A 14,777-nucleotide genomic window follows, 5' to 3' on the forward strand; every position below is an offset into this window, starting at 1 on the left:
TTTAAATTTATTTTCAGTAACTAATATTTCTAAGTTTCTCAAGAAGCAAAACTTCAGCGTCTGATTCCGAAAGTTCTTCTAGCTCTGCAGGAATTGTTAATTCAGTTTCATTCTCGTTTTGCAACTCCAAATCATCAGATAAATTACAAAATTCCATAGAAAGAACATTTGATACTAGATAATCTACTAGCTTACCAACTGTAGGATAATCAAAAGCCAAAGTAGATGGTACCGAACAACTCAAACTAGTTTGTAACTTATTCCTCAACTCCACAGAAGTTAAAGAATCCATACCCAGGTCAAAAAAGCCAGTTTCTAATGAAATAGATTCGGGATTATTGATTCCCACTACTAAGGATAATTGACGACGGATATGAGCCACTAATAGGGAACGACGCTCCTCGGTCGCTGCAGCTTCCAACTTAGACAGAAATTCCGAGCCAGTTACACCATAAGTTGTTTGGATAATTTTTTGCCAATCTGACAAAAATGTCCAATTGGCTACTTTCTCCTGCCATGCTGACCACTCAATTGGCACAATCCCTACTTCAGCGTCTGATAGCTTACCTTCCGGTCTAGCATTACCACTCATTAGTAATTCTAGGCATTCTAACATCTGGTTCGGAGATATCACACCCATACCCTGTTGATGAATCCTAGTTTCGACACCTCGTTCTGCAGCCTCTCCCACTTGAGAAACTGCCCCCCAATGCAAGCTCAATCCTGGTAGTCCCATAGCTTGACGATAATGGGCTAAACCATCAAGAAACCCATTGGCTGCAGAATAATTTCCTTGACCAGAAGAACCCAACAGGGATGCAACAGAAGAAAACAACACAAAAAAGTCCAATGACTGATTTTGAGTTAATTGATGCAGATGCCAAGCTCCCTGGACTTTGGCAGCCATAACTTTCTCAAAGCTTGACCAAGTTTGATTTGCCAATACCCGATCAGATAACATTCCCGCAGAATGAATTATCCCCGCTAATGGTATCTTGGAGTTCTCAATGTTATGCAGCACTCTTGTAATAGCTGTAATATCAGACACATCTGCCTTTTCTACTACCACTGCCGCTCCGGCCATTTCCAACTCCGTGAGTTTTTTCTTGGCGGCTTCATCCGGTGAACTGCGCCCTACCAAGACTAAATTCTTGGCTCCCTTGGATACCATCCAATGGGCTACTAGTAAGCCCAAACCTCCCAGACCTCCGGTAATTAAGTAGGTAGCATCGGAGCGGAAACTTAAAGGCTTTTGAGTATTTACATTATCTGATGATGACTGTCGTCCTTCGATCAAGGTTTGCCTATAAGAACTGGGCACCAACCTAGCTACATAACGAGAATTACCACGCCATGCTACCTGGTCTTCCTTATCCAGAGACCAGATTTCATTAAATAGTGCATTTACTTGATCTTCTATGGCCTGCAGTGGGTCTAAATCTATGCGTACACAGTTGAGTTCTGGGTGTTCTAAGTTAATCACTTTACCCATTCCCCATAGTGAAGATTGGGCAACTCCTGGTATGACTGGGTGATTCGTCGGTACTGGTTGAGAACCAGAAGTCACTAACCATAACCAGGGTGGTTGAGATAACCCCCCTTTGACTAATGCCTGTAGCAAAAATAAGGTGGTGCCACACCCATTGAAAGATAACTTTTCTAATTCGTCAGAATTGATAGTTTTACTTACTCCTGAAGAGATACTCCAACATTGCACTACTCCGTTTAATGATGGTGAAGATGTTGCTAGTTCCCTTATGAGTAGCTCATATTCTGATAGGTTATTGGGGTTAATAGTAAACTCTGTTGGGGCAATTTGTTCATATTTGTCCCCAGCAAATACTAAGGTACAAACATCTCCATGAGAATTTAGTTGTCTTGCTAGTTGTTGAGCAACCCCTTTATCATCTGCGAATAGCAACCAACTCTTCGCTGTTGATCCAGTGCACTCAATTGTTTGAGGTGCTTGAGCTATAATTACTGCTTGTTGAGACAATATTTCTGGCATTCCCTGAACTTCTGGCAAGGTAACTACCTGAGTAAAGCCTGTATCCTCTAACACTTTCTTCCAATTACTACGACTTAGCAGAGGATAGTCTGGTCTTAATTGATAATCTTGGAACTTCCACCATCCTTCTAACAATCCAAAGACTAAATCCACCCAACTTGTGCGAGTTGTTGCTTCATACAAAACTAACATTCCCCCTGGTGCTAACAATTGCTTCACATTGGATAGTGTTTGCTTGATATTAGTTGTTGCATGGAGGACATTGGCTGCAATAATTACATCATATTGATAAGATTCAAATCCTTGGGTTGCTGGGTCTTCTTCAATATCTAAGGTTTGATATTTTAAAAATTTATAATCACGGAATTTTTCTTGGGCTTTACCAGTGAATAATGCTCCAATATCTGTGAACAGATATTGTGCCTGGCTTGGATTTAGATTAGGTAGAACATAACTAGTGGTTCCTCCTGTTCCAGCTCCAATTTCCAATAACCGTATTCCTCTTGTCGGAGGTAGTTTCTCGGTGCCTTGGGTGATGACTTTTTGCACAATAGTGTTCATCACCTTGGCTGCACTTGAATCTTCATACAGTTGGGTTGCTGTAGTTAAATCTCCTTGGGGGAAAACCAGTTGCACTGGGTCTACTGCTCCTCGCAGTACCCCATACAGTTGAGTACCACAACGGTCTAATAATGTCAATGTTGCAGCTTCATCTGGAGCTTGGCGAAGTAAATTCTGGTTTTTTCCCGTGGGGTTGACTTTTTCCAAGGTTTGTCCAACCTTCCACTGTTGTTGTTTGCACTCAAGAATGCCCGCTTCTGATAATATTTGTAATAAACGCTTGAATAATCGCTGCTGAGTTGGAACTACTCCTAAGCGTTGGGCTGCTGTATCGGAGTCAAAAGTCTCTCCCAGTTTGTATGACCAACCCATTGACAGCAGTCCTTGCACTATATAATCTACGCTTAATTCCTCTAAGCTTCTTGCGAAAAGCAAAGTACTATTGTCATCTATCTGAGTAACTAATTCTGTAAGGTCCTTCGTCAGTTTTTGCTCTATTTCTACTGGTGTTAACAGGAAATCAGGGGCTGGCAGCCTACCCAAAAGACCTTTGCTTCTCCATTCCACAGAATACAACCAATCTGTAATTGATTCCGTTTGTGTAAGTTGCAAACTCCTCAAAAATTTTTCACGGGGAGCACGTCGAAGGGTAAAACCGTCAATGCGACCAAAGGACTGACCCTTTTCATCTAGTAGATGCATATCAAAAGTACGGGTCTGCAATTGTTCATTGAATCGAGTGGGTTGATTAACATAGGCATAGAAACGGCGCGGAGCTGGACGGCTCAGGGTCATCCCCTGCACCTTCCATGGAGTCCAAAATACTCCTGGTTCATCAAGACGAGAATCTAAAATCTCAGGAGTTGCGCGAGCACAGGCATCAAGAAGAGCTGGATGGATTGGTTCCCCAGCAAGTTGGGATTCCAAGGCTTGTGGCACTTCGATTTCCCCAAGGTAAGTTCCTTCGCCTACCCAAACCTGACGCATTGCATCCAGCATCGGACCGATCCAGAAGCCTGTGTTCACATACATTTGGTTGTAAATTTCTTTTAAATTATCATTATCAATTGCTCTCAACTTTTGCTTGAGAGCTTTGATGTCTAGGTTTAAAACTGGCAAAGACGGGGGGGTCTTCACTAAAGTCATTTCAGCATGCTGCTCCCATTGGTCTTTGGAGGTAGCATCTCGGCTAAAAACTTGTACTTTTTGTTTAGTCTGGGTAGTATCAGCAGGGTGAATCAACAGTTCTGTTTCACGGGTAGTATTGGCGGTTGCCAAAATTAGAGGTTGTATAAAGTTAACCTCCTCCACCGCTACTGGTGTGCCCACAGCTGCAAATGTCATGGCAATATAGCTCACACCGGGAATTACATCCGTATCGTAGAGTTTGTGGTCTCTAATCCAGGGATGACTGGTTAGATTGATATGCTGGTGGTAAATTATCTGCTCGGTGGATGGTAGTTCTACCTTAATTCCCAATAGTGGATACATTTGTTGATTCAGTTGTTTCGTATATCCCTGGGAAGCCTCGATCCAATAACGTTGCCGTTGAAAAGGATAAGTCGGCAATACTACCTTGCTACGAGAATAATCTTTATCAAACCCTAACCAATCAACTTTAACTCCATGCACATATAGTTCAGCCAAGCTTTGTAGCATTTGCTGCCAGTCTTCTTGACCTGGTCTCAAAGAAGGCAACCAAACTCCCACATCTTCTGGCAAGCACTGTCTTCCCATGCCTAACAAAGTTGGTTTGGGTCCAATTTCTAAGAAGATGGAATAACCTTCTTGCTGTAATGTCTCCATACTTTGGGCAAATTTCACCGGTTGCCGGACATGATTTACCCAATAGCTTGCTGTGGCAATACTATTTTCTGCCCTAGCTCCCGTTACATTTGATACTAGTGGAATATTTGGTTGATTGTAGGTTATTTCTGATGCTACTGCTTCAAAGTCCGCCAACATTGGTTCCATCAAATGTGAATGGAATGCGTGGGATACTTGCAGTCGTTTTGTCTTAATGTCTTCTGCTTCTAAGCTATTTTGAACCGCTCCAATTGCTTCTGCCTCACCAGAAATGACAATGCTTTGGGGTCCGTTAATCGATGCGATCGCTACTTTTTGAGAGTATGGTGCAATTAGTTGATTTACCTTTTCAATTGAAGCCATTACAGATAACATTTCACCCCCAGAGGGTAACTGTTGCATTAGTCTTCCTCTATGAGCAATCAGTTTTAAGCCATCTTCTAAACTAAATATTCCTGCTACTGTGGCTGCCACATATTCCCCAACACTATGCCCCATCACCACATCCGGTTTTATTCCCCAGGATTCCCATAGTTTATAAAGAGCATATTCTATTGCAAATAAAGCTACTTGGGTATAGGCGGTTTGGTCAATAATACTACTGTTTAATTTTTGATTATCTTCTGGGTAAATAATATCTAAAATCGATTTTTTTAAATATAGTTGTAGAATTTGTTCGCACTGCTCCAAGATTCTACGAAAGACAGGTTGGGTTTTATAGAGTTGCCTTCCCATATTTATATACTGTGAACCTTGTCCAGTAAACAGGAAGGCAATTAATGATGATTGATTATTACTAGAAGGTTTTCCTGTGAATACACCATTAATTTCTTCTTTACCACTAATTTTTACTAATTCATCAGTTAAAACTTGAGTGTCAGAGGCGATAATTGCTAATCGATGATCAAAATGACTACGTCCTGTATTAGCTGTATAACAGATGTCTGCTATTTCTAACTCTACGTTGCTTTCCAGATGATGCTCATAACGACTGACTAACTCTTCGAGTGCTTTTGGTGTTTTAGCTGACAAAGTTAACAGGTGAAGCGAACGCTCCTGATAATCATTATTTTTGCTTCCCTCCCCACGACCTGTTTTGACTTGATTCGGTGGTTCTTCCAAAATTAAACAAGCATTTGTACCACCAATTCCCAGTGATTTAACCCCTGCACGTCTAGGAATTCCATCAGTTTTCCAGTCTTGTAACTTTTTATTTACATAAAATGGGCTATTGGCAAAATCAATCAAAGGGTTGGGTTGGTCAAAATGTAAGATTGGTGGTATTTTCTTATATTTTAAAGCTAATGCAGTTTTTATGAACCCTGCAACTCCGGAAGCAATTTGTAAATGTCCTACATTTGTTTTTACCGAACCAATAGCACAAAATCCTAATTTATTAGTAGTAGATCTAAAAGCCTGAGTCATAGCTGCCACTTCAATGGGGTCTCCCATAGAAGTTCCTGTACCATGAGTTTCAAAATAAGTAATAGTTTCAGCGTTAATTCCTGCTAAAGCAATCGACTCAGTCACACCAGTAGCTTGGCCTTCCTGGCTAGTAGCAGAATACCCCACTTTCATAGCTCCATCATTATTAATGGCTGACCCTTTAATCACACAGTAAATATGATCCCCATCGGCGATGGCTTCATTCAATCTCTTCAATAAAACTATTCCTGAACCATTGCCAAAAATCGTACCTTGAGCTTTAGCATCAAAGGCGCGACAATGTCCATCAGGAGACAAAATCATCCCATCTTCATATAAATGACCTGCTTTTTGGGGCACACTAACCGATACTCCCCCCGCTAAAGCCATGTCGCACTCCCCACTTACCACACTTTGATAAGCTGTGTGGATCGCTACTAAAGAAGTTGAACAAGCCGTTTGTACATTCAGACTTGGACCCTTGAGATTTAATTTATAAGATACTCTTGTAGGTAAATAGTCTTTATCATTAGCAATTTGAATTTGGAATCCTCCCATAGAATCCAGCATCATTAAATTAGGTCCATCTTCAGCATTAAACTGATTCCGATTGGGGAATAAATTGTGCATGAAGTATGTATTCATCCCCGCACCTGCATACATACCAATTGCACCTTCATAGGTGTTTCCATCGTAACCAGCATCTTCAAGTGCTTCCCAAGCACACTCAAGGAATAAGCGTTGTTGGGGATCTATGATCATCGCCTCTCGTGTACTATAGCCAAAAAAGTTGGCATCAAATTCTTCGATGTTTTTGATAATAGGTGCAGCTTTAACGTAGTTTTTATTCTCCAATCGTTGCTTGTGAATACCTTCATTCAGGACTTCTTCCTTAGAGAAAAAAGAAATTGATTCCACTCCATCACATAAATTTTGCCAAAATTGAGAAATATTTTCTGCTCCTGGGAAGCGACAAGCCATGCCAATGATCGCTACATCTCTTTGATTAACTGCTGATGTTCGCAATTTCGCACGGGCAATTCCGTCTTGGGATGATCCCTCTAATGAATCTTTTTTTGTCAAATATTCAACTATTGTATGAATTGTCGGATATTTAAATAAATCTACAACTGACAAGGTTGTGTCAAATAATTCCTGTAGCTTACTGTGAACTTGTGCTAGCATTACAGAATGTCCACCCAACTCAAAAAAGTTATCGTGAATCCCCACTTCCGGAATCTGTAATACTCCTTGCCAAATCTCGGCTACATCACGTTCCAACTCATTCCCCGAAACAAAATTCTGTGCTTTTAATTCAGCCAAAGCTGTGCTAATTTGAGCAATAATTTCCTTAAATTCTCCGTTTTCAAACCGTTCTTTTAATTGTTTTCTTTGAATTTTACCGATAGAAGTTTTCGGAATAGCTGTCTTTTCTAACGGAATTAAGTAATTAGGATTAATCCCAATAGATTTGACAACGTGAGTGCGAATTGATTTAATTAGCTCCACTAAACCATTATCAATAGTCTTTTCTGTGTTAAAAAATATAGCTAATCTATCTGTACTTCTATTTTCATTCCAAATTGCACAAGCAGCGGTATAAGAAACTTCAACCTCTCCTAATTCTTCAACAACAGCTTCTATTTCATGACTATAATAATTTACTCCATTAACAATAATTACATCTTTTTGTCGTCCTGTAATTGTTAAACATCCACCTTTTAAAAATCCTAAATCACCTGTGTTAAACCAACCATCTTTTGTAAAAGCTTCTTGGTTCGCCTCCTCATTTTGGTAGTAGCCTATGGTTACTGAATTTCCCTGAAGTTGCAGCTGTCCAATTGTCCCCTCTTCCACCACTTGTTGATTTTCATCTACAATCCGCACAGATGCTCCGGGTATGGGACCACCAACCGAAACAAAGGTATCCTCGTCTGAGGTGGTTTCCAAAGAGAAACTATTTGACCAAGTGATTCCTGAACAGGTTTCGCACATACCAAAAGCTGGGTGCAGTGCAGTGGATGGTAACCCATGTTGACCCAGTAATTTCAGGAAATTTCGCGCAGTTTTGGCGATAACAGGTTCCCCAGCATTTACCAAAAACCTCATGGAAGATAAATTCCAATGTTTACAGCTAATTTCTTCGGCGCGATCGCACAATAAGGTAAAGGCAAAATTCGGAGCCCAGCTAATTGTTCCTTGGTGACGAGTAATCAAATCTAGCCAGTTGAGAGGATTTTGCAAAATGTATTCCGTTGGTATGTGAACTTGCTGACAACCCAAATCCACTGCCATAATGCTAAGGAACACTAGCGCTCCCACGTGATCCATCGGCATCCAATTCAAGGTTACATCCTGACGGTTAAAGCCATTCATCATGATTGTGCCTGCCGTCATACTTAACAAGTTCTGATGAGAGATTTTTACCGCTTTGGGTATACTTGTACTACCGGAAGTAAGCATTAGCAATGCTAAATCTTCTGGTTGGCTGACATACAAGTTTTTATCTGGTTCGCACTCTCGTAACTCATCAATGGCGATTGTCTCAAACTGCTCTGATTGAAAGAGTTTTGACAAAGGTTGTATTTTCGATACTGATTTAATATCTGTTAGGATCAAACATTGTTCTAATAGCTGCCAAATATGATGAAGCTTGTTAGTACTATTACTGCCTTCTTCATAATTAATTGGCACAGGAACTGGTATAGGGATAAAACCTCCTAAAATACAACCCCAAAAACCAGCAATAAAATCTTGATTTCGTTCTAACTGAAAAATTACTTTGTCTTGGGGTTTGAGTCCCAGTTTCCTTAACCCTCCCAAGATTTTTTGCGCTTCCTCAAGTAAATCTTGATACGATTGATTATACTCAGAACCATCCAAGTTAATATATGTTAAGTCTTGCCCAGAATGCTTTTTGACTGCTCTTTGTAAAACTTTTGACAAACTTTTTGGAGCATCTGCTGACATACCCAGATACCCACTGTTACTTAGTGCTTTTACATTTGCACCTAAATTTTCATATGAAGGTGTAATCATTGTAGCATTTTTCTTTATAGTGTAGGCTTTTCAGTACTTAGTTAGGACTTACGCAACTGGTATAGAACCCATTTGGGATCTATTTGTTAGCTAGCCGTTTGAGCATCAATCTGATGAAACAAAGGTTGAGCTTTGCTCTAGCTGCTGCTGAGAGTTATCTCAAAATTTTTCACCAAACTCTTGCATCGTTCCATCCAAGCGTTTGAGCGTTCAATTACCCAACGAGTTGCGATCAGGGCAAATCCTGTTTTACCAAGGGCGGTGTGACTGTAATCATAAGTTTGCCGGGGCGGCACGTTTATGCTTTCAAATGGTGTCATTTAAAGGATAATGTGGTTCTTGTCAGCTTTTGGTGATCAATAGTGGGCTGGTTTAGGCAGAAGGCAGAGGGCAGAAGGAAGAAAGAAGAAAACTCCATAAATTATTGCCTAGCAAGGGTTACAGAATATCTGCATCACAATCTTGTCTTGAAATGAGATTTGAACCTTTGTCACCAGTTCTACGACGACAAGCAAAATCTTAAAACCCTTCTGCCTTCTGCCTTCTGCCTTCTGCCTTAAAGCGCGTAACCTTTTATCATCACCAAAAGTTGCCAAGAACCCATAAAGTGACCGCAAAGTAGAACTGAGTAGGGAAGAGTGTTTAAGAGATTTGAATGCGTTAGCCTCTGTCTTGGCAACACTATAAATCGTGGGGTATTCATCAAATCATAAAAAATGGGGAGGCTTTTTTCGGTTGCTTGTCTGTTCACCTCAGTTACTTAAGTTGTTTGAAACTTCCCCATTTTTTATGATGTTGTCCCAAGGGTATGCAGGGCAAACGCACGGCATTTCTGAAACCCTTGCTAGGATAAGGATATTGACGAAAAAAGAGGCTCAATTAAAAAACGTCTAAACCCTTGCTATTGAAGGATTCTTATACTTTAGATGCCTTTGCCCTGCAAGGGTATCGAAGGTTTGTTCAATTTATTCCAGCGAGGAGCTTTGCAAGATATCTTAAGATCCTGCTTCAGTTCATTAGAAACTGAGCAAAGCTGAAACTAAATTGATATTAACAGCATATTTCCTTCTTGGGTTCCAAAAAACTGTCTTTAGATAGATGATTTCACTTGACAAGAGACAAATTAGTATAGTATGGCACGTGTCACTGTAAGGATAAGATGAGCAAATTTGAAACCATAAGTTGAGCAAATACGCTGCCCAAAGCCTTTTAACTGCGTCAGGGACTATTCGTCGAAAATAGGTTTTGAAATCATTACTTGAGCAAAGGTGCTGTTTTGTAAGCAGAATGTGAGCAAACGTATTCACGCAGAATATCAAGCAGCCTGATTTCTCCTTTTGAGGCGTAAAAGCTAGGTATAGCAGGAGTTTTACACCAGAGCTTATTTTCAATAACTTTACTTTAATGAGAATTAAACATAAAATGAATAGAACTTTGAGATAGGCAGATACAAAAGCGATCGCTCTGCTAAAACGGCTCAGATAAAGCAGCAGAGCTACTATCACGAGTGGATTTATTTTCGCTACTTTCGTAACCATAACTTGAGCAACCTGCTTTGAAACCATAAAGCGAGCAACTTGCTCATCTTATGCTTTCAGTAACAGCACGAATTAGGGGGGGAGACAAAATAAGTAACCCTTATCTTTTATCCGATATAATCTACGATTAATACCACTTCCCCTCAGACACAACACTTTCACCATGTGACTGTGTCGGTTTGCAGACTAAATGAAATTCGTGCGGACTAAGTGAAATTCTATTGCAGACTAATTGAAAATCTGTTGGTGTAACCCTGATTCTTTCGTAGCGACAGGCGATCGCTGTTGGATAGATTTTTTGCTCAAAGCCTTGTATTGTAATGAATTGGAACGTTTTATGCTCTTTTGGTGGAAAATTTCATTTAGTCTGCGAATTTAGGGGGAAATTTTCACTTAGTCCGCAAAAAAATTTCATTTAGTCTGCAACAAAGATTGCTCAAACCCTTATTCTTGCGTTAAAAAAATTTCACTTAGTCTGCAAACCCACAATGCGATCGCGGAGTGAGCATATTGGCAACGAAAATATCAACTATTGCGCTGCCGATGAATTTTGGTTATCCCTGTTATCGCTTGTAATGCGTAAGTCAAGCAATACACAGGTGAAGTGCTAACTTCTAGTTATAGTTAGCCGTAACTTGTTATAGGCACAATTAACTATAGCTTTGACTGAGTGCAAAGATAGTTTACAAAAATTGCTCAGGCGGTTGCCATAATATTGGTTCAGCGAAGAGACAGAGGTATTGCTGCACAAGAATGCATTCGGGAAAACTTTTCTCCCTGATCAGGTGCCTGTCCCTCAATCTCTAAGATTCGGATCATGAATAATTGCAACCGCCTTGATGTTCAACCGTCTGAGAATACAAATTGCCTGCTTTAATTACAAAAATCATCAACGCGGATATCCCGCCAGACATCAGAAACCTGCCAGCCAGAGTTGCCAACAGACTGTACTGGAGGATTGTCAAGCGATGGAATATAGTCGGGAACTCTAGGTTCTATTGTGATTACTGGTTTCTCCTCAACCTCAACCACGGAGGCAGTAGAATTGTCAGTATTAGCTTGAAAAAGTTGGTCTTCTGCTTCTTCGATTAATTTCATCTGTTTCAGGGTAAGCTTGTCAGATTTTTTGATAATTTTCTTTGTTATCTCATTAGAAGTATTCATTGGCTGTTTTCTCGAAGGCATTGACTTAAAATTTGTCTGGGTAAAATTGGTAAAAGATGAGTATTAATAATTGCACGGAATTAACAAGGTACACCAAAACTATGGAAAATACGAGTCCCTGGTTGAAGAATTTATTAATTGGACATAAATTCCTTTTTCGTGCAGATGCCCTAGCAGTCGAGGAGGACAGATGCAAGTATTAAGCGTAAGCGTAGCTCGCCGCAGGCATCGCTTCTTGATCATGACTGTACGTAAATACTGTTTTGCGGTTTTGACTCCTAATGAGCAGATAATAGATGGTTGAGAGTTCTCGCTGTGGAGGAACAGCGTTGAGAAACTTATCAGGTGAAAAAGGCACAATCTTAATAGTAGATGACGAAGCCAGCATCCGGCGGATTTTACAGACGCGGTTAGAAATGATTGGCTACAGCGTAGTTACAGCTAGTGATGGTGAAGAAGCTTTGTCAGCTTTTCGCCTGTTGACCCCTGATTTGATAGTTCTGGATGTGATGATGCCAAAACTAGATGGTTATGGTGTCTGTCAAGAATTACGGAAACAATCAGACGTACCAATTATCATGCTCACAGCTTTGGCAGATGTAGCAGACCGAATCACTGGGCTAGAGTTAGGTGCTGATGACTACATGACGAAACCCTTCTCACCCAAGGAACTAGAGGCTCGAATTGCTTCTGTACTCAGACGACGCGTCCACAAAACTGATATTAATATTATTTCTAAATTTGAGATCATTCATGTTGGGAATCTCAAAATAGATGTGAATAAGCGACAAGTCCATAAAGATGAGCAACGCATTCGGCTAACAGGTATAGAATTTAGCTTGCTAGAGTTGTTAGTGAATCATTCGGGAAAGATTTTTTCAAGGGCTGAAATATTACAGCAATTATGGGGTTTTGTACCAGAGATGAATACAGACACCCGTGTGGTGGATGTGCATATTTCACGATTGCGAACAAAGCTAGAATCCGACCCCAACGACCCAGAATTTATCTTGACCGCAAGAGGTAATGGTTATTTTTTCCCACGAATTGTTGAATCAGAATAGGAATAAAGCTCCCCTTTGCTCTGTTGATTTAAATAGTTAATCATTTGTAATTGCTGTGTACACTCGATAGACCTTAGCTGCATCAACAAGTAGCCTCCGCTTCAAGTGAAGAGTGAGGCATTTTCTATTAAGTAAAATAACCTTTGATTTATAACAAGTTAAAAACAAAAATCCTATCTGGTTAAAACAAGTCGAAGGGATTAAGAGTGATTTTAACAAAATCGGCGTGAGCCTCTGATGCTGCAATTAACAACCCACTCATAGTCTATAATTGCTCTCTTACTCAGGAATGGGAGCAATTATCTGGCATATTGCAGCACTAAAGATGTTTTAAGTAAATCGGTAGAGCGATTGAGCTAACTCTCGTCAGTTGGATGGATGTATAAAACTGCTGAATCTGGTGAAATTGTTAGTCAAGAAAACGTCTAATTTAAAATTAGTAGAGTATTTATGATACAAACACCAATCATCCGTCAAATTTTATTAGAGCCAGACACTGGATTGCTACCATATCTTAGTGAAAAACTTCAAACACAGCGCTTTTCCCATTTTAAGGCCCAGTTTGGTTTTCATGTAGACGAGTATTGTACGCAAGTTACCTCTAATGATGATTCTCCAGAGATACAAACGAAACTTTTGTTTACTCTCAAGTTATCAATTGTTGTAGATAGCCAAACTGCCTCAGATCAGGCGACGTTACACGCTCTTGAGTTTCAAGAATTGCTAGATGCACAAATTATTAGATGGAGCCAGGACAACGAAAGATTGCTTAAACCAATCTCAGAAATTAAAGGGGCGCTCAGTCAACTATTAGAAATACCGTTCCACGGTGGTTATGTTCCAGGTTTTGAAATTACGAGGCAGTTTTATCTAATTTATAGTGCTGGTACTACAGTGTTAAGCCAATTAGAGTCGGCTCAATCTTCATTGCATAGTCCAGGGGAACGCACTCCTATTAGCGGACAGTACGAAGTAATCAATTCTAATGGAAAAGGCACAGGGACCGTTGTCTGAAGGCAGGATTAGTGACGATGGGCTTTTGGAATGTCCTTATCACGGTTGGGCTTTTTCTGGAGATGGAAATTGTCAAAGGATTCCTCAACAAGTTAAAGGTGGAACAGCAGAGACATCAAAACGAGCTTGTGTAGCATCATTACCAATTATTGAAAAGCAAGGGCTGCTGTTTGTATACGTTGGTGAATATGAAAATGCTGCCAAAACCGAAGTCCCAATAATTGAACCATTAGAAGAATCTCCCGAAGGATGGGTTGTAATTAATACATTTAGAGATGTACCTTATGACGCATTAACACTATTAGAAAATATACTAGACCCTAGCCACATATCGTTTACACATCATAAAACGGTAGGAAATAGGGCAAATGCAGCACCTTTGGAACTTGAAGTGATTGAATCTGGGAAACATGGATTCAAAGGGATTTGGAAACAAGGTTTGAAACCAGGGCAATCAGGAAAGTTGTCTACAACCTTCGTCGCTCCAAGTTTAATGTGGCATGACATCAACTCCCAGCGTGGTAGAATTCTAACCGTTGTTTATGCTACACCCATACGCAAAGGAGAATGTCGTGTATTTGCACGTTTTCCTTTTAAGTTTCCTGATAAACTTCCAGGTTGGTTTATTAAGCTCAGACCGCGTTGGTATTACCACATTGGACAAAATGGTGTTTTAGAAGACGATCAAATTTTTCTCCACTATCAAGAAAGGTATCTTGAAGCTAAAGGAGGTAGCCCTAACTTTACTAAAGCTTTTTACCTTCCAACCAAAGCAGATAGTTTTGTATTTGAATTGCGTCAGTGGGTAAACCAATATAATGCTGAACCATTTGGCAAAGAGACTTTTTCTCCCCCATTGGCAAAGTCCGTGCTTCTGGAGAGGTATCATTCTCATACGGAAAAATGTGCCAGTTGTAGCTCGGCGCTTTCTATTATTGAGCGATTGAGATTTGGGAGTGGAGTTGCAACAGTACTTACTTTGGCTTGGACTCCAATGCTTTTTTTATTTTTTCAGACAACATCAGTTGTAGTAGTTGTGATTGAAACTCTAGCTCCCTTAATTTTTGCACTAGCATGGCTCGGACTAAGTAAGTTAGTTATTCAGTTTTATGATGGACGAACCTTACCTCCACGAAACCGACCTGAAAAAAACTGAAA

The 14,777-nt window shown here is 40.2% G+C and carries 6 protein-coding genes; 3 read left to right on the top strand and 3 right to left on the bottom strand.

Annotation, left to right across the window (positions count from 1 at the left end; genetic code table 11):
- Positions 1 to 13: 13 nt before the first annotated feature.
- The 3 genes from ACWATR_RS31855 to ACWATR_RS31865 all read right to left on the bottom strand — a co-directional run bounded on the left by ACWATR_RS31855 (position 14) and on the right by ACWATR_RS31865 (position 11,541).
- Complete coding sequence (locus ACWATR_RS31855) at positions 14 to 8,839, bottom strand: SDR family NAD(P)-dependent oxidoreductase (RefSeq protein ID WP_460341771.1); 8,826 nt, start codon at positions 8,837 to 8,839, stop codon at positions 14 to 16.
- 137 nt (positions 8,840 to 8,976) lie between these two features.
- On the bottom strand, positions 8,977 to 9,135 hold the full coding sequence (locus ACWATR_RS31860) for a hypothetical protein (RefSeq protein WP_460341774.1): 159 nt from the start codon (positions 9,133 to 9,135) through the stop codon (positions 8,977 to 8,979).
- 2,115 nt (positions 9,136 to 11,250) lie between these two features.
- Complete coding sequence (locus tag ACWATR_RS31865; protein WP_460341777.1) at positions 11,251 to 11,541, bottom strand: hypothetical protein; 291 nt, start codon at positions 11,539 to 11,541, stop codon at positions 11,251 to 11,253.
- 296 nt (positions 11,542 to 11,837) lie between these two features.
- Here ACWATR_RS31865 and rpaB point away from each other — a divergent pair, with 296 nt between their 5' ends.
- The 3 genes from rpaB (at position 11,838) to ACWATR_RS31880 (ending at position 14,775) form a co-directional block, all read left to right on the top strand.
- Positions 11,838 to 12,605, top strand: coding sequence for a response regulator transcription factor RpaB (rpaB, locus tag ACWATR_RS31870; RefSeq protein WP_460341780.1), 768 nt, complete (start codon positions 11,838 to 11,840; stop codon positions 12,603 to 12,605).
- A 450-nt stretch (positions 12,606 to 13,055) separates the two neighbouring features.
- A complete protein-coding gene (locus ACWATR_RS31875) occupies positions 13,056 to 13,619 on the top strand; it encodes a hypothetical protein (RefSeq protein WP_460341783.1) in 564 nt (187 codons plus the stop codon).
- Entirely contained in the window at positions 13,591 to 14,775 is a 1,185-nt protein-coding gene (locus ACWATR_RS31880; RefSeq protein ID WP_460341788.1) for an aromatic ring-hydroxylating dioxygenase subunit alpha, read from the top strand. The genes ACWATR_RS31875 and ACWATR_RS31880 overlap by 29 nt, the downstream gene beginning before the upstream one ends.
- Positions 14,776 to 14,777: the final 2 nt, after the last annotated feature.

The organism is Nostoc sp. UIC 10890, assembly GCF_054786515.1.

Bases quoted from the DNA above. Each gene is read 5' to 3' on its own strand.
- ACWATR_RS31855 (WP_460341771.1), bottom strand. From the start codon at position 8,839: ATGATTACACCTTCATATGAAAATTTAGGTGCAAATGTAAAAGCACTA.
- ACWATR_RS31875 (WP_460341783.1), top strand. From the start codon at position 13,056: ATGATACAAACACCAATCATCCGTCAAATTTTATTAGAGCCAGACACT.
- ACWATR_RS31865 (WP_460341777.1), bottom strand. From the start codon at position 11,541: ATGAATACTTCTAATGAGATAACAAAGAAAATTATCAAAAAATCTGAC.
- ACWATR_RS31880 (WP_460341788.1), top strand. From the start codon at position 13,591: ATGGAAAAGGCACAGGGACCGTTGTCTGAAGGCAGGATTAGTGACGAT.
- rpaB (WP_460341780.1), top strand. From the start codon at position 11,838: ATGGTTGAGAGTTCTCGCTGTGGAGGAACAGCGTTGAGAAACTTATCA.